The sequence below is a fragment of the Bordetella hinzii LMG 13501 genome, assembly GCF_001548475.1.
GTDB classification, from domain to species: Bacteria; Pseudomonadota; Gammaproteobacteria; order Burkholderiales; family Burkholderiaceae_B; genus Bordetella; species Bordetella hinzii.
The window spans coordinates 88,102-108,337 of record NZ_LRUJ01000010.1 but is presented as its reverse complement, the minus strand read 5'-3'; the positions used below and the strand labels follow the sequence as shown (position 1 = coordinate 108,337).

17 protein-coding genes are annotated in these 20,236 nt (G+C 68.4%); 11 read left to right on the top strand and 6 right to left on the bottom strand.

From position 1 onward, the window contains the following. Together glpK and AXA74_RS09225 are read right to left on the bottom strand one after the other, a co-directional pair. Window positions 1-1,518 (bottom strand): glycerol kinase GlpK, encoded by a 1,518-nt coding sequence (gene glpK, locus AXA74_RS09230; RefSeq protein WP_029580102.1) that lies wholly within the window; start codon window positions 1,516-1,518, stop codon window positions 1-3. Continuing rightward, window positions 1,505-2,962 carry a DHA2 family efflux MFS transporter permease subunit gene (locus tag AXA74_RS09225; protein ID WP_032957312.1) on the bottom strand — a complete coding sequence of 486 codons (1,458 nt, stop codon included), beginning with the start codon at window positions 2,960-2,962 and terminating at the stop codon, window positions 1,505-1,507. The genes glpK and AXA74_RS09225 overlap by 14 nt, the downstream gene beginning before the upstream one ends. Before the next feature lie 118 nt (window positions 2,963-3,080). On the opposite strand from AXA74_RS09225, the gene AXA74_RS09220 reads away from it, so the two are divergent. The 4 genes from AXA74_RS09220 to AXA74_RS23880 all read left to right on the top strand — a co-directional run bounded on the left by AXA74_RS09220 (window position 3,081) and on the right by AXA74_RS23880 (window position 5,468). Continuing rightward, window positions 3,081-3,269 carry a DUF3460 family protein gene (locus AXA74_RS09220; RefSeq protein WP_029580104.1) on the top strand — a complete coding sequence of 63 codons (189 nt, stop codon included), beginning with the start codon at window positions 3,081-3,083 and terminating at the stop codon, window positions 3,267-3,269. 22 nt (window positions 3,270-3,291) lie between these two features. Next, a complete protein-coding gene (locus tag AXA74_RS09215) occupies window positions 3,292-4,179 on the top strand; it encodes a segregation and condensation protein A (protein WP_032957314.1) in 888 nt (295 codons plus the stop codon). A gap of 14 nt (window positions 4,180-4,193) precedes the next feature. Further along, the gene (gene panC, locus AXA74_RS09210; protein WP_029580106.1) at window positions 4,194-5,036 is read left to right on the top strand and encodes a pantoate--beta-alanine ligase; all 843 of its coding nucleotides are present in this window, start codon (window positions 4,194-4,196) and stop codon (window positions 5,034-5,036) included. Between the two features lie 99 nt (window positions 5,037-5,135). Beyond that, on the top strand, window positions 5,136-5,468 hold the full coding sequence (locus AXA74_RS23880; protein WP_080700181.1) for a response regulator transcription factor: 333 nt from the start codon (window positions 5,136-5,138) through the stop codon (window positions 5,466-5,468). On the opposite strand, the gene AXA74_RS09205 is transcribed toward AXA74_RS23880, so the two are convergent. Further along, window positions 5,386-6,126: a copper resistance protein NlpE N-terminal domain-containing protein gene (locus AXA74_RS09205; protein ID WP_032979291.1), complete on the bottom strand. Its 741-nt coding sequence runs from the start codon at window positions 6,124-6,126 to the stop codon at window positions 5,386-5,388. The two genes, AXA74_RS23880 and AXA74_RS09205, sit on opposite strands and share 83 nt — an antisense overlap. Window positions 6,127-6,328: 202 nt before the next feature. Here AXA74_RS09205 and AXA74_RS09200 point away from each other — a divergent pair, with 202 nt between their 5' ends. The 7 genes from AXA74_RS09200 (at window position 6,329) to AXA74_RS09170 (ending at window position 17,564) form a co-directional block, all read left to right on the top strand. Beyond that, a complete protein-coding gene (locus AXA74_RS09200; RefSeq protein ID WP_032957316.1) occupies window positions 6,329-7,078 on the top strand; it encodes a prepilin peptidase in 750 nt (249 codons plus the stop codon). Window positions 7,079-7,089: 11 nt separating this feature from the next. Next, window positions 7,090-7,731, top strand: a complete 642-nt coding sequence (gene coaE, locus AXA74_RS09195; protein ID WP_032957318.1) for a dephospho-CoA kinase — start codon at window positions 7,090-7,092, stop codon at window positions 7,729-7,731. Between the two features lie 45 nt (window positions 7,732-7,776). Then, complete coding sequence (gene zapD, locus AXA74_RS09190) at window positions 7,777-8,529, top strand: cell division protein ZapD (protein ID WP_029580110.1); 753 nt, start codon at window positions 7,777-7,779, stop codon at window positions 8,527-8,529. Between the two features lie 176 nt (window positions 8,530-8,705). Then, on the top strand, window positions 8,706-9,944 hold the full coding sequence (locus AXA74_RS09185) for an MdtA/MuxA family multidrug efflux RND transporter periplasmic adaptor subunit (RefSeq protein WP_029580111.1): 1,239 nt from the start codon (window positions 8,706-8,708) through the stop codon (window positions 9,942-9,944). A 6-nt stretch (window positions 9,945-9,950) separates the two neighbouring features. Beyond that, window positions 9,951-13,046, top strand: a complete 3,096-nt coding sequence (locus AXA74_RS09180) for an MdtB/MuxB family multidrug efflux RND transporter permease subunit (protein ID WP_032979292.1) — start codon at window positions 9,951-9,953, stop codon at window positions 13,044-13,046. Next, a complete protein-coding gene (locus tag AXA74_RS09175; protein ID WP_032957324.1) occupies window positions 13,043-16,141 on the top strand; it encodes a multidrug efflux RND transporter permease subunit in 3,099 nt (1,032 codons plus the stop codon). The genes AXA74_RS09180 and AXA74_RS09175 overlap by 4 nt, the downstream gene beginning before the upstream one ends. Beyond that, window positions 16,134-17,564 (top strand): efflux transporter outer membrane subunit, encoded by a 1,431-nt coding sequence (locus AXA74_RS09170; RefSeq protein WP_032979336.1) that lies wholly within the window; start codon window positions 16,134-16,136, stop codon window positions 17,562-17,564. The genes AXA74_RS09175 and AXA74_RS09170 overlap by 8 nt, the downstream gene beginning before the upstream one ends. Before the next feature lie 5 nt (window positions 17,565-17,569). Here AXA74_RS09170 and AXA74_RS09165 read toward each other — a convergent pair whose 3' ends face one another. The 3 genes from AXA74_RS09165 to AXA74_RS09155 all read right to left on the bottom strand — a co-directional run bounded on the left by AXA74_RS09165 (window position 17,570) and on the right by AXA74_RS09155 (window position 20,171). Then, window positions 17,570-18,217, bottom strand: a complete 648-nt coding sequence (locus tag AXA74_RS09165; protein WP_081093928.1) for a fimbrial protein — start codon at window positions 18,215-18,217, stop codon at window positions 17,570-17,572. 135 nt (window positions 18,218-18,352) lie between these two features. After that, on the bottom strand, window positions 18,353-19,312 hold the full coding sequence (locus AXA74_RS09160; protein WP_029580116.1) for a Nudix family hydrolase: 960 nt from the start codon (window positions 19,310-19,312) through the stop codon (window positions 18,353-18,355). After that, the gene (locus AXA74_RS09155) at window positions 19,305-20,171 is read right to left on the bottom strand and encodes an ATP-binding protein (protein WP_029580117.1); all 867 of its coding nucleotides are present in this window, start codon (window positions 20,169-20,171) and stop codon (window positions 19,305-19,307) included. Before AXA74_RS09155 ends, AXA74_RS09160 begins: the two co-directional genes overlap by 8 nt. Between the last annotated feature and the right edge of the window lie 65 nt (window positions 20,172-20,236).

Sequence of the window (20,236 nt, the reverse complement as noted above, 5' to 3'; positions counted from 1 at the left end):
TCAGGCCGCCGGCCGGGTCCAGTGCTTGGCCAGTTCGACCGCCTGGCGCCAGCGCTGCATGCGCGCCTGGCGCACATCGTCCGGCCAGCGCGGCTCGAAGCGGCGTTCGGCCTGCCATTGGCCGGCAAATTCCTCCTGGCCGCTCCAGACTCCGACCGCCAGGCCGGCCAGGCCGGCCGCGCCGCGCGCGGTGGATTCCGCCACCCGGGGGCGCACGACCGGCACGCCCAGCAGGTCGGCCTGCATCTGCATCAGCAGGTCATTGCGGGCGGCGCCGCCGTCGACGCGCAGCTCGGAGAGCGGGATGCCGCTGTCGGCGTTCATGCATGCCAGCAGCTCGGCGCTTTGCAGGGCGATCGACTCCAGCGTGGCGCGGGCGATATGGGCGCGGGTCGTGCCGCGGGTCAGGCCCACCAGCGTGCCTCGCGCGTAGGGATCCCAGTGCGGCGCGCCCAGCCCGGCGAAGGCCGGCACCATGAAGACATCGTCGGTGTCGGCCACGCTGGCGGCCAGCGGTTCGATGTCCTCGGCGTGCTGGATGATGCCCAGCCCGTCGCGCAGCCATTGCACGGCCGCGCCGGCCACGAAGACGCCGCCTTCCAGCATATAGGTGGCGCGCCAGCGCTGCGGCCCGGGCAGCCCCCAGCCCACGGTGGATAGCAGGTGGTTGCGCGAGGCGACCGGCGATTCGCCCACATTCATGAGCATGAAGCAGCCCGTGCCATAGGTGTTCTTGGCCATGCCGGGCGCGAAGCAGGCCTGGCCGAAGGTGGCCGCCTGCTGATCGCCAGCCACCCCGGCAATGGGGACCGGGCCGCCCAGCCATTCGGGCTGCGCACGGCCGATGACGGCGCTGCTGGGCGCGACCTGGGGCAGCACCGAGCGCGGGATGTTCAGCAGCGCCAGGATGTCTTCGTTCCAGTCCTGGGTGTGCAGGTCGAACAGCATGGTGCGCGAGGCATTGCTGGGGTCGGTGCTGTGCACCGCTCCGCCGGTCAATTGCCAGACCAGCCAGGTGTCGACCGTGCCGAAGGCCAGTTCGCCGCGTTCGGCGGCCTGGCGCGCGCCCGGGACATGCTCCAGCAGCCAGGCCAGCTTGGTGCCCGAGAAATAGGCGTCCACGACCAGCCCGGTGCGCGCCTGCAGCCAGTCGGCATGGCCGTCGCGGCGCAGCTGTTCGCACAGCGGGGCGGTGCGGCGGTCTTGCCATACGATGGCGCGCGCCAATGGGCGGCCGGTGGCGCGCTCCCAGAGCAGGGTGGTTTCGCGCTGGTTGGTGATGCCGATGGCGGCCAGGTCGGCCGCGCTTACGCCCGCGTTGCGCAATGCCTCGCGCGCGACTTCGAGCTGGCTGGTCCAGATTTCGACGGCGTCGTGCTCGACCCAGCCCGGACGCGGATAGTACTGGCGGAACTCGCGCTGGCCCACGCCGCGCAGCTCGCCCTTGCGGTCGAAGACGATGGCGCGGGAGCTGGTCGTGCCCTGGTCCAGGGCGAGCACATAATCACTCGTCGTCACTTTGCACCTTGTTCCGGTTGAGTAAAGCGCCAGCGTCAGGCGCCAGGCGGCGGAAGGAAAGCGTGGACAGCGCGCACAGCACGCCTATGGTGATGAAGGCGACGACGACATCGGAGACGGCCAGGTGGTCGGCGCCGCGCGCCATCATGCTCAGGTTCAGGGTGATGGCCGCCACGCCCACGCCCAGGCTGATGCCCAGCTGCTGAGCCATGGCGGCGAAGCTGCTGGCCCGGCTCATCTTCTCGGGCGGGATGTCGGCGTACGACAGGGTGTTGACCCCGGTGAACTGCAGCGAGCGGAAGAATCCGCCGATCAGCAGGATCAATATCATGAGCCAGACCGGGGTGTCCGGCGTGAAGAAGGCGCAGCACATGATGAACAGGCCGGTCAGCACCGCGTTGACCGTGAGCACGCGGCGGAAACCGAAGTGCTGCACGATGGGGGTGGCGACGAATTTCATCAGCAGGGCGCCGGCGGCGCTGGCGAAGGTGATCATGCCGGCCGAGAAGGGCGACAGGCCGAAGCCGACCTGCAGCATCATGGCCAGCAGGAAGGGCACGGCGCCCACGGCGAAGCGGCACAGATTGCCGCCCAGGGTGGAGATGGCAAAGGTCGGGATGCGCAGCAGCGACAGGTCGAGGATGGGGTGCTCGACGCGCCTGGCGTGCCAGACATAGAGCAGGCCGCAGGCCAGGCCGCCCACCAGCAGCAGGGCCAGCAGCGCGGGGCTGAGCAGGCCATGGCCCAGGGCCTCGAAACCGCTGACCAGGCCGGCCAGGCAGACCGCGCTCAGGATGAAGCCGATGGCGTCCAGGCGCGGGGCGTTCTCGATCCGGATCTCCTCGACGAAACGCAGCACCAGGTAGATGCCGATGATGCCGATGGGCACGTTGATCAGGAAGATCCAGTGCCAGGACATATAGGTGACCATGAAGCCGCCCAGCGGCGGCCCGATGACCGGGCCCAGCAAGGCCGGGATGGACAGGAAGGACATGGCCTTGAGCAGGTCCTGCTTGGGCACGGTCCGCAGCAGGATCACCCGGCCCACCGGCACCATCATGGCGCCGGCGATGCCTTGCACCACCCGGGCGATCACCAGCTGCGCCAGGTCCTGGGACAAGGCGCAGGCCACCGAACTCAGGGCGAACAGGGCGATGGCGCCGATGAAGACGCGGCGCGCGCCGAAGCGGTCGGCCGCCCAGCCGCTGACGGGCACGAACACGGCGACCGCCAGCAGATAGGAGGTGATGGCGACATTGAGCCGCACCGGCGTGGAGCCCAGCGCCGCCGCCATGGCCGGCAGGGCCGTGGCCACGACGGTCGAGTCCAGCATCTGCATGAACAGGGCGCAGCCGACGATGAAGGGGATCATGCGCGCCGCTCGCGCGGCCTTGGGATCGGTCAGGGAAGACGAGGCGGCGGCTGAGGCGGGTTCGGCGGGCATGGGCGGCAGGGGCGGGGGCGATAGTGCCGGTCGATTGTAACGCCGTCGGAGGCGGCGGCCCGGCCGGGCTACAGTACACTATGTGCCATCCCGTAAACCTCTTTTTGCTCGCTTTGCCATGGCCAAGAATTACGAATCCGAGATCACCCTGTTCCTGAAGGACTACAAGGCCAAGCACCCCGGCACCGAAGAGCGCCAGCGCGAAGGCCGCGCCCGCCTTTGGGACAAGCCGCAGGACACCGAACTGCTGGAAGGATTCCGCGCGGGCCGCGTACCCCAGAAGCCCTACGTCTACCAGGCCGACTGAGCCTGGATAGCGGCGGGCGCGAATGTCGCAGAACACGATGATCCCGGGGGACGACCTGCAGGCGCTGGTGCAGCCGCCGGTCGACAGCACGCCCGACACCGTCGATAGCGTGGCCTTTGCCCGCCTCTACGGCGAGCCGCTGTTCCAGCTGCCCACGGACCTCTATATCCCGCCCGACGCGCTGGAGGTCTTTCTCGAGGCGTTCGAGGGGCCGCTGGACCTCTTGCTCTACCTGATCCGCAAGCAGAACTTCAACGTGCTGGACATCCCCATGGCGGATGTCACGCGCCAGTATCTCTCCTATGTGGAGCAGATCCGCACGCACAACCTGGAGCTGGCCGCCGAATACCTGCTCATGGCGGCCATGCTGATCGAGATCAAGTCGCGCATGCTCCTGCCCGTCAAGAAGAGCGACACGGGCGAAGAGCCGGAGGATCCGCGCGCCGAGCTGGTGCGCCGCCTGCTCGAGTACGAGCAGATGAAGCTGGCCGCGCAGCGCCTGGATGCCCTGCCCCAGCTGGGCCGAGACTTCCAGCGCGCCCAGGGCGTGGCCGAGATCAGCGTCGAGCGCATGATGCCCGAGGTCAGCCTCGAGGACCTGCGCAGCGCCTGGGCCGACATCATCAAGCGCGCCCGCCTGAACCAGCACCATCACATCACACGCGAACAGCTCTCGGTGCGCGATCACATGACGCACATCCTGCGGCGCCTGAACGATGTGCGCTTCATGGAGTTCACCGATCTCTTCCTGGAGCGCATCACCGAAGGCGCGCCCGTGGCGGTGGTGGTGGTGCATTTCATTGCCATGCTGGAGCTCGCGCGCGAGTCCTTGCTGGATATCACCCAGGCCGAACCCTATGCGCCGATCTACGTGCGCCTGGCTTACACCAGCGTGACGGCCGCGGCCTAGATCCGGAGAGTTTCTTGAAAGTCGTCCACACCATCCAGGACCTGCGCGACCATCTGCGCGGCCAGAACCGCATCGCTTTCGTGCCCACCATGGGCAATCTCCATGAAGGCCACCTGGCGCTCATGAAGCTGGCGCGCCAGCATGGCGACCCGGTCGTCACCAGCATTTTCGTCAACCGCCTGCAGTTCGGTCCCAGCGAGGACTTCGACCGCTACCCGCGCACCCTGCAGGCCGACGTCGAGAAGATGGAACGCGAGCGCGACGTCTACATGGTGTTCGCGCCGGATGAGCGCGAGATGTACCCGGAGCCGCAGAACTACCGTGTGCAGCCGCCCGATGACCTGGGCGACATCCTCGAGGGCGAGTTCCGCCCGGGCTTCTTCCAGGGGGTGTGCACGGTCGTGCTCAAGCTGCTGTCCTGCGTGCAGCCCCGCGTGGCCGTGTTCGGCAAGAAGGATTATCAGCAGCTCATGATCGTGCGCGCCATGTGCCGCCAGTTCCAGCTGCCGGTGGAGATCCTGGCGCATGAGACCGTGCGCGCCGCCGACGGCCTGGCGCTGTCCTCGCGCAACCGCTATTTGTCGGCCGAGGAGCGCGCCGAGGCGCCGCGCCTCTATGCTGTGCTGGGCGAGCTGCGCCAGCGCGTGCTGGACGGCGCGCGGCAGGCCGCCGCGCTGGAGCAGGACGCCTCGGCCGCGCTGTCCGGCCATGGCTGGAAGGTGGATTACGTGTCGCTGCGCCGGCAGCGCGATCTCAAGCCGCCCACGACGGCCGACTTCGATGCCCGCGAGCCCCTGGTGGTGCTGGCCGCGGCCAAGCTGGGCGCGACCCGGCTGATCGACAACCTCGAAATCTAGAAACTGTCGCAAAAGCGCTCTGGCCTCGGAAGAATCAGATGGCCGGAGCGCGCCTCGGATGACAGACTGCGCTGCAACACAGGATTGCAGGCGGTTTTCATGCACGCTGATTTTTCTTTGGGGGCCGCGCTTACGCCCCGTGAGCGCGAAGTCCTGGCCTATCTGGCGCGCGGCCGGGCCAACAAGGTCATTGCCATCGAGTTGGGTATTTCCATGCGCACCGTGGAAGCGCACCGGGCGCGGATTTTCCGCAAGCTCGGGGTGCGCAATGTGCTAGAGCTGGTCTGCCGGCTGTGTCCCTACCGGCCGGCGCTGGCCGAGCCGGCGCCGGCCTGCCTGGCCGGGGGGCTTACTGCCCGCAGCGCGGCGCCGGTTGCTTGTCCAGCTCGGACACCGGATCGAGGTCCGGCTGGCGCGTCAGGGTGTAGTTGAGATTGGGCGTCTTGCCGTTGACCGAGCGCACGCGCAGGGTGTTGTTCACGGGCACGGAGAAATCCGCGCGCACGTTGCCGCTGCGGTCCAGCAGCAGCACGCGCGGCGGGCGTTCCTGCAGGGCATCCCAGCAGCCTTGCTCGAATAGCGGCTTGCCGGCGTTGGGATGGCCCTCGAGGTAGGCGATGCGGGCCCGCCACTGGCCAGTGGGCGCCAGGGTGAGCGTCACGCGCTGCGCGTCGCAGTTCAGTTCGGCGTTCAGGCAGGGCAGGGTGCCTTGGTAGGTCTGGGCCTGGGGCACCAGCGTGCGCGCGGCCGTCGAGGCCGCCGCGGGGGCGGCGGCCGCAGCGCCGTCGCTGCTGTCGTTGTCCGGGGCCGCCACGCCTTCTTCGTTGCTGGCCGTGGTCTGCTGCACATTCTGCTGGCGGCCGGGCTGGCGCGGCTTGAGTTCGATCTGCAGCTGCGAGGGCGCATGCACCACCGTGCGATACCCCGCGCCCTGGGCCTGGGACTGCGCATCAGTGACGGTGCTTTCGGCCGGCGGGTTGTAGTAGCCGTCGCCGCGCTGTTGCGCGCAGCCGGCCATGAGCGCCGCCGCCAAGAGGGCGCCGGCCAGGGGGAGAGGGCGGATTCGGAGTGCGAGCGTGAGGGCAGCCATGGCAGCGTGTCCGGAATTTGTTGGTCTGTCCTGATTTTACGCACGATTGCATTGATTCGATACGCCGGCGCCCGGCAGCGCGTGTCTTTGACAACGCTTTATGCCCATAAACCGCCACGCGAACGTTATTTCGTCCGATACACTGCGACAGTGCAAGCGTTTGCTTACTCCCTTCAACGGCTCGTTTCACAAGGCTGAGCGCATGTCTGTCTCCGTCGTCTACCTCGTGGCCGCGCTGGCGGGGCTGGCGCTGGGCGGCTGGGTGACGGTGCTCAGCCACTATCTGCCCGCCTATCTGCGGCGCGCCTGGCGCGGCCGGCCGGCGCGCGCCTGCCTGCCGCCGCGGGCGCGCCGGCGCGCCTGGCCCTGGATAGGCTGGTATCTTGCCGCGCGCGACGGCACGGGGCGCCGCGGCGCGGCCTGGCGGGCGCCCTGGCCGGAACTGCTGTTGGCGGTGCTGTTCATGGCCTGCGTCTGGCGCTTCGGCGCCGGCTGGCTGGCCGTGTGCGCGATGGTCTATTGCCTGGCGCTGCTGCTGATGGCCTGGGTGGACAGCCGCAGCTGTATCCTGCCCGATATCCTGACCTTGCCCATGCTGTGGGCCGGCCTGCTCGTGAACCTGGATGGCGCGTTGACGCCCTTGCCGCAAGCCGTGCTGGGGGCGGTGTTCGGTTATGGTTTGCTCTGGGTCTTCTATCATGTCTTCAAGCGCTGCACCGGACGCGAAGGCATGGGCTATGGCGATTTCAAGCTGACCGCCGCGCTGGGGGCCTGGCTGGGCGTGGGCGTGCTCGCGCCGCTGTTGCTGTTGGCCGCGCTGGCCGGCGTGGTGGCGGGGGTGGCGGCCCGGCTGCGCGGCGGCCCGGACCGGCCGCAGCCCTTCGCGCCCTTTCTTGCCATGGCCGGCGTGGTCGCGTTGCTGTGGCCGCCGAATTGGGACGGGCTGTTTTGAACGGAAACGGGATGCTGAAGATTGGTTTGACCGGCGGCATAGGGTCGGGCAAGACCCGCGTGGCCGACATGCTGGGGCAATGGGGAGCCTGCGTCATCGACACGGACGCCATCGCCCATGCCCTCACGCAGCCGGGCGGGCTGGCCATGCCCGCCATCATCGAAGCCTTCGGCGCGCAGGCCGCGCGCGCCGACGGCGCCATGGACCGCGACTGGATGCGCGCCCTGGTGTTTCGCGAGCCCGAGGCGCGGGCCCGGCTGGAGGCCATCCTGCATCCGCTGATCGGCCGGCAGACGCGGGCCGCGGCCGAGCGCGCGCAGGGCAGCTATGTGGTTTTCGTGGTGCCGCTGCTGGTCGAATCGGGGCGCTGGCGCCAGCGGGTTGATCGCATATGTGTGGTCGATTGCGACCCCGAGACGCAGATCGCCCGCGTCCAGGCCCGCAGCGGGCTGACGGAGTCCGACATCAGGCGTATCATGGCGGCACAGGCCGCGCGAACGACCCGGCTGGCAGCCGCCGATGATGTCATCGTCAACGACGGCTCCACCACGCCCGAGGTCCTGCTCGCGCGGACAAGAAGTCTGCACGAACGCTATCTTGCATTGGCGTGCGCGCAGGACCGGCCAGGGCATCCCGGAGCCGGCAATCCTTGACCAACCTCGGCCTCGCGGCCGATACAAGACGGGCCTGTAGCCAGCGTGATCCTGTACGAATACCCCTTCAACGAACGCATCCGGGCCTATCTGCGGCTGGAGTATCTCTTCGACCGCCTGGCCTTTTTCGCGCGCGAGGGTGATGCCCGCCAGCACCAGGTCGCCGTCACGTCGCTGTTCGACATCCTCGATGCCTGCGAGCGCACGGACATGAAGGGGGCGGTGCTGCAGGATCTGGAGCGCCAGCGGATGACCTTGAACGGCCTGCGCGACCATCCCAGCGTCGATCCGCATGCCCTCGATGCCATGCTGCGCGAACTGGAGCGGGTGTTCGGCGCCCTGTCGGTGGTCGGCAAGACTGGGCAGGGCCTGCGCGAAAACGAATGGCTGGGCAGCCTGCGCGGCCGGCTGGCCGTGCCGGGCGGCGCCACCCAGGTCGACATGCCTTCCTACTACGCCTGGCAGAACAAGCCCGAGGCCGTGCGCGTGGCCGACCTGCAAAACTGGATGCAGCCCTTCCAGCCGCTGCAAGAGGGCCTGGGCCTGGCCTTGCGCCTGCTGCGCGAGGCTGGCCGGCGCAACGACGCCCTGGCCGAGCAGGGCGCCTACCAGCAGATGCTGGGCGGCAAGACCTTCCAGCTGCTGCGCGTCTGGGTGGATCCGGAGACGGGCTGCTTCCCGGAAATCAGCGCCAACAAATACATGGTCTGGATCCGTTTTTCCACCCAGGATGGCGATCTCAAGCCCCAGCAAGTGGGGCGGGACATCGGGTTCAAGATGTCTTTGTGCGCCTCCTGAGCGCCGCTCCGGCCTGCCTCATCTGCCGTCTATAACGGGGACAGGTTATTTCTCCCCGGGGGAAGATGTTGCGCGGGATTTCAGAGAGGCGTCAGAACCCTGACGTTCGGCCCGGGTCTGAGGGAGAATAGCCGCTCCCCGTCCCTTCTTTACCTCTCGCATCCTGGGCCCGTCCTATGCCTGAATCCTCCCTCACCGCCTCGCGCCGCCGCCGCTGGATCGGCATCGCGCTTGTCGTCGTCGTGCTGGCCGCGGTGGCCTGGGTCGTGCTCAAGCCGGGCAAACCCGGCGGCCGCATGGGGCGCGGCGGGCCGGGCGGGCCGGCGGCGCTGATGAACATGGCCATACCGGTCAAGGTGGCCGAGGCGCGCGCCCAGGACATCGAGATCGTGCTGCGCGCGCTGGGCACGGTCACCGCCTACAACACGGTCACGGTGCGGCCCCAGGTCAGCGGCGAACTGGTGCAGGTGGCGTTCACCGAAGGCCAGATGGTCAAGGCCGGCGATCTGTTGGCCCAGGTCGATCCGCGCCCCTTCGAGGTGGCCCTGGCTCAGGCGCAGGGCCAGCAGCAGCAGAACCTGGCCCAGCTGGAGAATGCCCGGCGCGACCTGCAGCGCTACCAGACGCTGTTCAAGCAGGATTCCATCGCCCGCCAGCAGCTCGACACCCAGGCGGCGCTGGTGCGGCAGTACGAGGGCTCGGTCAAGAGCGACCAGGCCGCGGTCGACAGCGCCAAACTGAACCTGGCCTATTCGCGCATCACCGCGCCCATCAGCGGCAGGCTGGGCCTGCGCCAGGTGGACCAGGGCAATCTGGTGTCCAGCAGCGATGCCAACGGTCTGGTCGTCATTACCCAGACCCAGCCCATCTCGGTGCTGTTCACGCTGCCCGAGACGCAGTTGCAGCAGGTGCTGGAGCAGGTCCGCGCCGGCAAGACGCTGACAGTCCAGGCCTATGATCGCGCCGATACGCAGCGCATCGCCTCGGGCGTGCTGGAGACCATCGACAACCAGATCGATGTGTCCACGGGCACGGTCAAGCTCAAGGCGCGTTTCGACAACGCCGACCAGCGGCTGTTTCCCAACCAGTTCGTCAATGTGCATCTGCTGGTCGAGACCCGCGGCGGCGTGACCGCCATTCCGACGGCCGCCGTGCAGCAGGGCTCGGTGGGCGCTTTCGTGTTCCAGGTCCAGGCCGATGACACCGTGGCCGTCAAGCCGCTGAAGCTGGGCGCGGTCAATGCCGGCTGGGTGGCGGTCAACGAGGGCCTGGCCCCGGGCGACCGGGTGGTCACCGAGGGCACCGACCGCCTGCGCGCGGGGTCCAAGGTCCAGGTGACGCCGCCTGCCGCCCAGGGCGCGCCGGAGGCGCCGCCGGCCGCCGCGTCCGCCGGCCGCCGGCACGCCGCCAGGTAAGCGGCCGTGAGCCCGTCGCGTCTGTTCATCCTCCGGCCGGTGGCCACCACGCTGTCCATGGTGGCCATCCTGATCGCCGGCCTGATCGCCTATCGGCTGCTGCCGGTGTCGGCGCTGCCCGAGGTCGATTATCCGACCATCCAGGTCGTGACGCTGTATCCGGGCGCCAGCCCTGATGTGATGACCTCGCTGGTGACCTCGCCGCTGGAGCGCCAGTTTGGGCAGATGCCGGGCCTGAACCAGATGTCGTCCACCAGTTCGGGCGGCGCCTCGGTCATCACCTTGCAGTTCAGCCTCAGCCTGTCGCTGGACGTGGCCGAGCAACAGGTGCAGGCGGCCATCAACGCCGCATCCAATCTCCTGCCCAGCGACCTGCCGGTGCCGCCGGTCTACAACAAAGTCAATCCCGCCGACGCGGCGGTGCTGACCCTGGCCATCACCTCGCCCACCATGCCCCTGCCGCAGGTGCGCGACCTGGTCGATACGCGCATGGCGCAAAAGCTGTCGCAGGTGCCGGGCGTGGGCCTGGTCAGCGTGGCTGGCGGCCAGCGGCCAGCCGTGCGCGTGCAGGTCAATCCGCAGGCGCTGGCCGCCGCCGGCCTGGGCCTGTCCGACCTGCGCACGGCCGTGGTGGGCGCCAACGTCAACCAGCCCAAGGGCAACCTGGACGGACCCTTGCGCTCGACCACTATCGACGCCAATGACCAGCTGAAATCGCCCACCGACTACAACGACCTGATCATCGCCTACAAGAACAACGCGCCGTTGCGCCTGTCGGATGTGGCGCGCGCCGTCCAGGCCGCCGAGGATACGCGCCAGGCAGCCTGGGTGGGGGACAAGCCGGCCATCCTGCTGAATGTGCAGCGTCAGCCGGGAGCCAACGTCATCGATGTGGTGGACCGCATCCGCGACATGCTGCCGCAGCTGCGCGCGGCCCTGCCCGCCACGCTGGACCTGCACGTGGTCTCCGACCGCACCCAGACCATCCGCGATTCGGTCAAGGACGTCCAGCATGAGATGTTCATGGCCGTCGCCCTGGTGGTGCTGGTGACCTTTGTCTTCCTGCGCAGCGCCACGGCGACCTTCATTCCCAGCGTGGTCGTGCCGCTGTCGCTGATCGGCACCTTCGGCATCATGTACCTGGCCGGTTTCAGCATCAACAACCTGACCCTCATGGCGCTGACCATCGCCACGGGTTTCGTGGTCGACGATGCCATCGTCATGATCGAGAACATCGCCCGGCATATCGAGGAGGGCGAGTCGCCGATGCAGGCCGCCCTGAAGGGCGCTTCGCAGATCGGCTTTACGCTGATCTCGCTGACCTTCTCGCTGATCGCCGTGCTGATTCCGCTGCTCTTCATGCAGGAGGTGGTAGGCCGGCTGTTCCGCGAGTTCGCCGTGACGCTGGCGGTGTCCATCCTGATTTCGCTGGTGGTGTCTCTCACGCTCACCCCCATGATGTGCGCCCGTCTGCTCAAGCCCGAGTCGGCCCAGCGCCATGGGCGCTTCCATCGGTGGACCGGCAACGCCATCGACCGCGTCATCGCCGGCTACGACCGCATGCTCAAGGTGGTGTTGGAGCACCAGGCGCTTACGCTGCTGGTGGCGCTGGCGACTTTTGCCTTGACGGTCCTGTTGTATATCGCCATCCCGAAGGGCTTTTTCCCGCAGCAGGACACCGGCCTCATCCAAGGCATCACGCAGGCGCCCCAGACCATCTCCTTCGCGGCGATGTCGCAGCGCCAGCAGGAAGTCGCCAATCGCATTGCCCAAGACCCGGACGTGGAGGCCGTGTCGTCGTTCATCGGCGTGGACGGCAGCAATGCCACGCTCAATGCCGGGCGCATGCAGATCGCGCTCAAACCGCAGGGCGAGCGCAGTTCCAGCCAGAAGGCGACCATGCAGCGCCTGCAGGATGCCGTGGCCGGCATGAACAACGGCGTAACGCTCTATCTGCAGCCCGTGCAGGATCTGACCATCGAAGACCGCGTGGCGCGCACGCAATACCAGATGACGCTGTCCAACCCGGATCTCGCCCAGCTGAGCGAGTGGGCGCCCAAGCTGGTGGAGCGCCTGAGCCAGCTGCCGGAGCTGGCCGATGTCTCGCACGATCTGCAGGACCAGGGCCTGATGACCTGGGTGGAAATCGACCGCGACGCGGCCTCGCGGCTGGGCATCACGGCATCGACCATCGACGAGGTGCTCTACGACGCCTTCGGGCAGCGCCTGATCTCCACCATCTTCACGCAATCCAATCAGTACCGCGTGGTGCTGGAGGTGTTGCCGCAGTTCCGCCGCGACGCCTCGGCGCTGGACCAGATCCATGTGCCGACCGCCGGCGGCGGCCAGGTGCCCCTGTCGTCGGTGGCGCGCATCTCGGAAGGGCATACGGTGCTGGCCATCAACCGGCTGGACCAGTTCCCCATGGTGACGGTGTCCTTCAACCTGGCACCGGGCGCTTCCCTGTCGGCCGCCGTCGACGCGATCGCCGCGGCCGAACGCGAAATCGGCATGCCCACGGCCATCGAGACGCGCTTCCAGGGCGCGGCGCTGGCCTTCCAGAATTCATTGACCAGCACGCTGTGGCTGATCCTGGCGGCGGTGGTGACCATGTACATCGTGCTGGGGGTGCTCTATGAGAGCTACATCCACCCGATCACCATTCTCTCGACCTTGCCCTCGGCCGGGGTGGGGGCGCTGCTGGCCCTGCTGCTGTCGGGCACCGACCTGGACATGATAGGCATCATCGGCATCATCTTGCTGATCGGCATCGTCAAGAAGAACGCCATCATGATGATCGACTTTGCCCTGGAAGCCGAACGCAAGCAGGGCATGGCCCCGCGCGAAGCCATCCACCAGGCAGCCCTGCTGCGCTTCAGGCCCATCCTGATGACGACGCTGGCCGCGCTGTTCGGCGCCTTGCCGCTCATGCTTTCGACCGGCACCGGCGCGGAGCTGCGCCAGCCCCTGGGCCTGGTCATGGTGGGCGGTCTCTTGCTGAGCCAGGTGCTGACGCTGTTCACCACCCCGGTGATCTATCTGATGTTTGACCGCCTGGCCCGCCCGCGCGGCGCGGCCGGCCGGGCGCGGACCGAGCCATGATCCTGTCGGCGCCCTTCATCGTCCGGCCCGTCGCCACCACCTTGCTGGCGCTGGCCGTGGTGCTGGCCGGTGCCCTGGCTTTCCGCCTGCTGCCGGTCGCGCCGCTGCCGCAGGTGGACATTCCGACGATTTCCGTCACGGCCAGCCTGCCCGGGGCCAGCCCCGAGACCATGGCGTCCAGCGTGGCCACTCCGCTGGAGCGCTCGCTGGGCAGCATCGCCGGCGTGACCGAGATGACCTCGCGCAGCACGCAGGGCTCCACCCGCATCACGCTGCAGTTCGACCTGAGCCGCGATATCGACGGCGCCGCCCGCGACGTGCAGGCGGCCATCAACGCCGCGCGCTCGCTGCTGCCCACCAGCCTGCGCAGCAATCCGACCTATCACAAGGCCAATCCCTCGGCCGCGCCCATCATGACGCTGGCCATGACGTCCAAGACGCTGACGCAGGGCCAGCTCTATGACCTGGCCTCGACCATCGTGGCCCAGAAGCTCGCCCAGGTGAACGGCGTGGGCGAGGTGACCGTGGGCGGCAGCTCCCTGCCGGCCGTGCGGGTGAGCCTGAATCCGGGCGCGCTGGCCAACCGCGGGGTGTCGCTCGACCAGGTGCGCCAGACGCTGTCCAACGCCAACGCCCTGCGCCCCAAGGGCCTGCTCGAGAATGACGAATACCATTGGCAGATCCTGGCCAGCGACCAGCTCAGCCGCGCCGAGCAATACCGGCCGCTCATCGTCGCCTGGGTCAACGGGGCGGCGGTGCGGTTGTCGGATGTGGCGACGGTGGAGGATTCGGTCGAAGATCTGTTCCAGACGGGGTTCTACAACGACGGCAAGGCCATCCTGCTCATCCTGCGGCGCCAGGCCGACGCCAACATCATCGAAACCGTCGACGCGGTGCGGGCCCAGCTGCCGCAACTGGCCGCCTTCCTGCCCGGCGATGTGGACCTCTCCGTGGCGCAGGACCGCACGCCCAGCATCCGCGCCTCCCTGCACGAGGCCGAGCTGACCCTGGTCATCGCCGTGGGCCTGGTCGTGATGGTGGTACTGATGTTCCTGCGGCGCTGGCGCGCGGCCATCATCCCCTCGGTGGCCGTGCCCGTGTCCCTGGTGGGCACGTTCTGCATCATGTATCTGTGCGGCTACACGCTGAACACTATCTCGCTGATGGCGCTTATCGTGGCCACCGGCTTCGTGGTGGACGACGCCATCGTGGTGCTGGAGAACATCATGCGCCACATCGAGCGCGGCGTGCCGCCCATGCGGGCGGCGCTGCGCGGCTCGCGCGAGGTGGGTTTCACGGTGCTGTCCATGAGCCTGTCGCTGGTGGCGGTGTTCATTCCCATCCTGCTCATGGGCGGCGTGGTGGGGCGCCTGTTCCGTGAATTCGCGGTCACGCTGTCGGCCGCCATCATGGTGTCGCTGGTGGTCTCGCTCACGCTCACGCCCATGATGTGCGCCCGGCTGCTGCGCGCCGAGCCCGAAATGCGCGCCGCGGGCCGGCCGGCCGGCTGGATCGGGCGGTTTTTCGACGGCATGCGCGAGGGCTACGGCCGCTCCCTGCACTGGGCCCTGCGCCATGGGCGTCTCATGATCGCGATCCTGCTGGGCACGATCGCGCTCAATGTCTACCTCTATACGGCCGTGCCCAAGGGCTTTCTGCCGCAGCAGGACACGGGCCAGCTGCTGGGCTTCTTCCGTGTCGACCAGGGCACGTCCTTCCAGGCCACGGTGCCCAAGCTGGAGTTCTTCCGCAAGATCATCATGGCCGATCCGGCGGTGCAGAGCATCACCGCCTATGCCGGGGGGCGCGGCGGCAGCAACACCAGCTTCATGCAGATCCAGCTCAAGCCCCTGGCCGAGCGTGGCGTGAGCGCCGACGAGGTGATCAATCGCCTGCGCGGCCGCCTGCAGCGCGAACCCGGGGCGCAACTCTTCCTGGTGTCGCAGCAGGACATACGCATCGGCGGCCGCCAGAGCACGGGTTCCTATGACTACGCCTTGATGGCCGGCGACCTGGCCTTGCTGCGCACCTGGATGCCGCGGGTGCAGCGCGCCATGTCGGAGCTGCCCGAGCTGACCGACGTCGATGCCGACGTCGAGGACAAAGGCCGGCAGATCAACCTCATCATCGACCGCGAGACCGCCACCCGGCTGGGCATCAATATGGCCACCATCGCCGCGGTGCTCAACAACTCCTACAGCCAGCGGCAGGTGTCGGTCATGTACGGGCCGCTGAACCAGTATCACGTCGTCATGGGCGTGGACCAGAAGTTCGCCGAGGACGCGGAGTCCCTCAAACAGCTCCATGTGGTGGCCGCCGATGGCAGCCGGGTGCCGCTGGCGGCCTTCGCCCGGCTGGAGGTAGGAAACGCGCCGCTGAGCGTGAGCCACCAGGGCCTGTTCGTGGCCGACACCATCTCTTTCGCCACCGCGCCGGGCGTGTCGCTGGAGCAGGCCACGCGGGCCATCGACGCCGCCGTGGCGCGCATCGGGCTGCCCTCGGACCAGATCCAGGCGGGGTTCCAGGGCACGGCGGCGGAATTGCAGAAGACCCTGGCGCGCCAGCCCTGGCTCATCCTGGCCGCCCTGGTCGCCATGTATATCGTGCTGGGCATCCTGTACGAGAGCCTGGTGCACCCGCTGACCATCCTGTCGACCCTGCCCTCGGCCGGCATTGGCGCGCTGCTCGCCCTGATGGCGCTGAATACCGAGTTCACCTTGATCGCGCTGATCGGGGTCTTTCTGCTGATCGGCATCGTCAAGAAGAACGCCATCATGATGGTGGACTTCGCGCTGGAGGCCGAGCGCCGGCAGGGCCTGACGCCGCGCGAGGCCATCTACCAGGCCTGCCTGACACGTTTCCGGCCCATCATGATGACGACCCTGGCCGCGATATTCGGCGCCCTGCCGCTGGTGCTGGCCACGGGCGCGGGCGTGGAAATGCGCCGGCCGCTGGGCATCACCATTGTCGGCGGCCTGGTGCTCAGCCAGATCCTGACGCTCTACACCACCCCGGTGGTCTATCTTTATCTCGACCGTTTCCGCCTGTGGGCCAATCGCCGGCCCATCCTGAACCCGACCAGCCATGATGCCTAAGTTCCTTCCCGCCCGAGCATTGCCCTTGGCGCTGGCCGCCCTGCTGGCGGGCTGCGCCGTCGGCCCGGACTACCAGCGGCCGGACATCGACGTGGGCACGGCCTTCAAGGAAGGCCAGCAGACCGTGCCCGGCTGGCGGCCGGCGCAGCCGGCCGATACCGTCGCGCGCGGCCAGTGGTGGACGATTTACGGCGATCCGCTGCTCGACGGCCTGATGACCCGGCTGAACTCGGCCAACCAGACCATCGCCCAGGCCGAAGCCAATTATCGCCAGGCCCGGGCGCTGGTGGGCGTGGCGCGGGCGGGCTTTTTCCCGACCGTGGGCGTCGGCGCCGGGGTGACGCGCTCCGGCGGCGGGACCTCGTCCGGCAGCGCCTCCGTCGGCAACCAGTATTCCCTGACCGGCAATGTGAGCTGGGAGTTGGATCTGTGGGGCCGCCTGCGCCGCGAGCTGGAGTCCAGCCGCGCCAGCGAAGCGGCCAGCGCCGCCGATCTGGCGTCGGCGCGCCTGTCGGCGCAGGCCGCGCTGGCGCAGAACTATCTGCAGCTGCGGGTGCTCGATGAGCAGAAGCGCCTGCTGCAGGCGACCGTGCAAGCCTATGAGCGGTCGCTGACCCTGACGCGCAACCGCTATGACGCGGGCGTGGCCGGCAAGGCCGATGTGGCCGTGGCGCAGACCCAGCTGGAAAGCACGCGGGCGCAACTGGTGGACCTGGAGTGGCAGCGCGGCCAGTACGAGCATGCGATCGCCGTGCTGGTGGGCACGGCGCCCTCGCAGTTTTCCCTGCCGCCGGTGACGTTCACGCAGCAGTTGCCGGAGATCCCGGTGGGCCTGCCCTCGGCCTTGCTGCAGCGCCGCCCGGACGTCGCGGCGGCGGAGCGGCGCGCCGCGGCGGCCAATGCGCAAATCGGCGTGGCGCAATCGGCTTGGTTTCCGGACTTGACCTTGTCGGCCTCGGGCGGCTTTCGTAGCGGGCAGTTCGCCGATTGGCTGACCGCGCCGGCGCGCTTCTGGTCCCTGGGGCCGGCGCTGGCCTTGACGATCTTCGACGGCGGCGCGCGCGAGGCGCAGATCGCCTCGGCGCGCGCCGCCTATGATGCACAGGCGGCTGCCTACCGCCAGTCAGTGCTCACCGCCCTGCGCGAGGTGGAGGACTATCTCGTGCAGCTGCGCGTCATGGCCGAGGAGCAGCAGGTGCAGCGGCGGGCGCTGGAGTCGGCGCGGGAGTCCTTGCGCCTGACGCGCAACCAATATGAGGCCGGACTGGTGGATTACCTGAGCGTGGCCGTGGTGGAAGCCACGGCGCTGGCCAGCGAGCGCAACGCGATCAGCCTCTTGGGCAATCGACTGATCGCCAGCGTGCAGCTGGTGACGGCCCTGGGCGGCGGCTGGGAGGGGCTGGACCCGCCGGCCCAGCCCTGAGCCGGTCAGGGATAGACGACGGTGTATTGCACGTAGGTCAGCAGCTTGCCGGCCGTGATGGCGTTGTCCGAGGTCCTGATGTAGCGCGCCAGATAGCGCAGCGTGGCCTGCTTGGCGTCCCCGCTGCCATTGCTCAACGGCACGCCCTGGACGGCCTGTTCCGCCACGGATTTGCCCAGCATGATGGGGCTGCCGTCGAGATTGGCCAGCTGGATCTGCACATTGTTGAATACCGTGGCGCCGCTGCGGTCCGGGATGCTGCTCGCCGCGTTGACCGGCGCCGCTTCGGCGTAGGCGATGAGATTGCCGGTGCCGTAATCCGTGGTCGGGCCGGGTTCGAAATAGAGTTTGACGCTACCGCTGAGATCCTCCGGGCAGTCAGTGATCCGGATGGCGAAGACCGTAGCGCCCGCCGTGTCGTTGACGTTCTTCAAGGTCTTGCTGCTGATCTTGGGCAGCGTCACCATCAGGTCATGGGGCGGATCCTTGCTCTCGATCTTGCAGGTGGTGTCGGTGATCTCGCCGGTGATCGTGATGGTGCCGTCGGCGGCATGGGCGGACGGCAGGCCCATCGCTCCCGCCACGGCCAGCGAGGCGGCGGCGATCTTTACGCATTCAATTGCGGATTGCGGATTGCGGATTGCGGATTGCATAGGGCGGTTTGCCGAGGGATGGTGTTTTCATGAGCGCCCAGTCTGCCCGGCGCATGGCTCGGAAACAGCGGAAAATCGCCATGGAAACCGGGACGTCCGAGAGGGCCGCCCCATTCCGGATCGGACACAGGGCGATCAGCCCAGCAGGCCGCGTATCCCCGCCACGCCGTGCGCGCCATGCGCCTGCGCCTGCGCCAGGGTGGCCGGCGATTGGCCGCCCAGCGCGTAGACCGGCAGCCCGGCATCGCGGTTGGCGGCCTCGAAACCGTCCCAGCCCAACGGCGGCTGGCCAGGGTGGCTGGGGGTGGCCGCCACGGGGCCGACGACGGCAAAGTCGGCGCCCAGCTCGCGGGCCCGAAGGATTTCCGCGTGGTTGTGCGCCGAGACGCCGACCAGGCTGCCCGCGGGCAGGTCCGGGCGGCTGTGCAGGCTGGCGGCATCGGCGGCACGCAAGTGCACGCCGTCGGCCAGGCGCCACCAGGCTTGCGGGTGGGCGCTGTTGACCAGCAGGCGGGCGCCGGCCCGGCGGCAGCGCTCCAGCGCGGCTTCGAAACCGGCCTGCGAGGCGGAGGGACCGCCCGGCCAGGCCGCCTCGCGCCATTGCACGAGCTTCAGGCCGCCGGCCAGGGCCTGGTCCAGGCGCTGCAGAAAGGCCGGCATGCCTTCGGGCGAACCCGCCGAACTGATGCCATAGGCCACGGGCAGCTGCAGCCAGCGCAGCGGCGGCAGCGTGGCCGGCAGCAGATCGCCGACCTGGGCGGCCTGGCGCGGATCCACCCACGCCAGGCGCTGGTTTTCCAGGCTGCGCGGCTCGCCCGTCCAGCCAGTGACAAAGCAGAAGGCCAGCCGAACGGTCGTATGCGGATAGGCGTGGACATAGGTCACCCAGCGGCGCGACTCGGTGACCGTGATGCCGATTTCTTCCCGCAGTTCGCGGGCCAGGGCCTGGAGCACGGTCTCGCCCGGCTCCAGCTTGCCGCCGGGCAGCTCCCACCAGCCCGCCCAGGGCTTGCCCTCGGGCCGCTGACCCAGCAGCAGCTGCCCGTCGGGCCGCATGATGAGGCCCGCGGCGACGTCGATGATCTTGTCAGACATGGCGGGCGGCCCAATCACGCGCGAACTGGTAGGCCACGCGGCCGGAGCGCGAGCCGCGTTCCAGCGCCCATTGCAAGGCCTCGGCGCGCGAAGCCTCGATGCGGTCGGCCGGGCAGCCGAGCTCGCGCAGCCAGTGATGGACGATGTCCAGATAGTCGTCCTGCTTGAAGGGGTAGAAGGACAGCCAGAGGCCGAAGCGCTCGGACAGCGAGATTTTTTCCTCGACGGTCTCGCCCGGATGGATTTCACCATCGGGCTGGTGCTTGGCCTGCAGGTTTTCGCTCATGTACTCCGGCATGAGGTGGCGCCGGTTGGAGGTGGCGTAGATAAGCAGGTTGTCGCCGCCCGCGGCCACCGAACCGTCCAGCACCGACTTGAGGGCCTTGTAGCCGGCCTCGCCTTCCTCGAAGGAGAGATCGTCGCAGAAGACGATGAAGCGCTCGGGGCGGGCGGCCACCAGTTCGACGATCTCCGGCAGGTCGCCCAGGTCGCTCTTGTCGACCTCGATCAGGCGCAGGCCGCGGTCGCCGTAGGCGGCCAGCATGGCCTTGACCAGCGAGCTTTTGCCGGTGCCGCGCGCGCCGGTCATCAGCACGTTGTTGGCCGGTTTTTTCTCGAGGAACTGGCGCGTGTTGCGGTCGATGATGTCTTTCTGGCGTTCGATATGCTGCAGGTCGTCTTTCTGGATGCGGGCGACATGGCGCACGGCGTCCAGCCAGCCGCGCGAGCCGCGCCGGCGCCAGCGAAAGGCGTGGGCGTTCCAGTCGATTTCCGGAGGCGCGGCGGGCAGCCAGGCTTCCAATTGCGCCAGCACCCGCTCGGCGCGGGCGATCAGTTGGGTGAAGTCAGTTGCGGTCACTTCGTTTCCTAGGAGGGCATCGGTCTAACAGCACGGTCTCGTGAGGACGCCGGCGCCGGCCAGGA

What these genes read in the sequence shown, in the direction of transcription:
- AXA74_RS09225 (WP_032957312.1), bottom strand. Translation starts at nt 2,962, where the DNA reads ATGCCCGCCGAACCCGCCTCAGCCGCCGCCTCGTCTTCCCTGACCGAT.
- AXA74_RS09220 (WP_029580104.1), top strand. Translation starts at nt 3,081, where the DNA reads ATGGCCAAGAATTACGAATCCGAGATCACCCTGTTCCTGAAGGACTAC.
- AXA74_RS09215 (WP_032957314.1), top strand. Translation starts at nt 3,292, where the DNA reads ATGTCGCAGAACACGATGATCCCGGGGGACGACCTGCAGGCGCTGGTG.
- AXA74_RS23880 (WP_080700181.1), top strand. Translation starts at nt 5,136, where the DNA reads ATGCACGCTGATTTTTCTTTGGGGGCCGCGCTTACGCCCCGTGAGCGC.
- AXA74_RS09205 (WP_032979291.1), bottom strand. Translation starts at nt 6,126, where the DNA reads ATGGCTGCCCTCACGCTCGCACTCCGAATCCGCCCTCTCCCCCTGGCC.
- AXA74_RS09200 (WP_032957316.1), top strand. Translation starts at nt 6,329, where the DNA reads ATGTCTGTCTCCGTCGTCTACCTCGTGGCCGCGCTGGCGGGGCTGGCG.
- coaE (WP_032957318.1), top strand. Translation starts at nt 7,090, where the DNA reads ATGCTGAAGATTGGTTTGACCGGCGGCATAGGGTCGGGCAAGACCCGC.
- AXA74_RS09185 (WP_029580111.1), top strand. Translation starts at nt 8,706, where the DNA reads ATGCCTGAATCCTCCCTCACCGCCTCGCGCCGCCGCCGCTGGATCGGC.
- AXA74_RS09175 (WP_032957324.1), top strand. Translation starts at nt 13,043, where the DNA reads ATGATCCTGTCGGCGCCCTTCATCGTCCGGCCCGTCGCCACCACCTTG.
- AXA74_RS09170 (WP_032979336.1), top strand. Translation starts at nt 16,134, where the DNA reads ATGCCTAAGTTCCTTCCCGCCCGAGCATTGCCCTTGGCGCTGGCCGCC.
- AXA74_RS09165 (WP_081093928.1), bottom strand. Translation starts at nt 18,217, where the DNA reads ATGCAATCCGCAATCCGCAATCCGCAATCCGCAATTGAATGCGTAAAG.
- AXA74_RS09160 (WP_029580116.1), bottom strand. Translation starts at nt 19,312, where the DNA reads ATGTCTGACAAGATCATCGACGTCGCCGCGGGCCTCATCATGCGGCCC.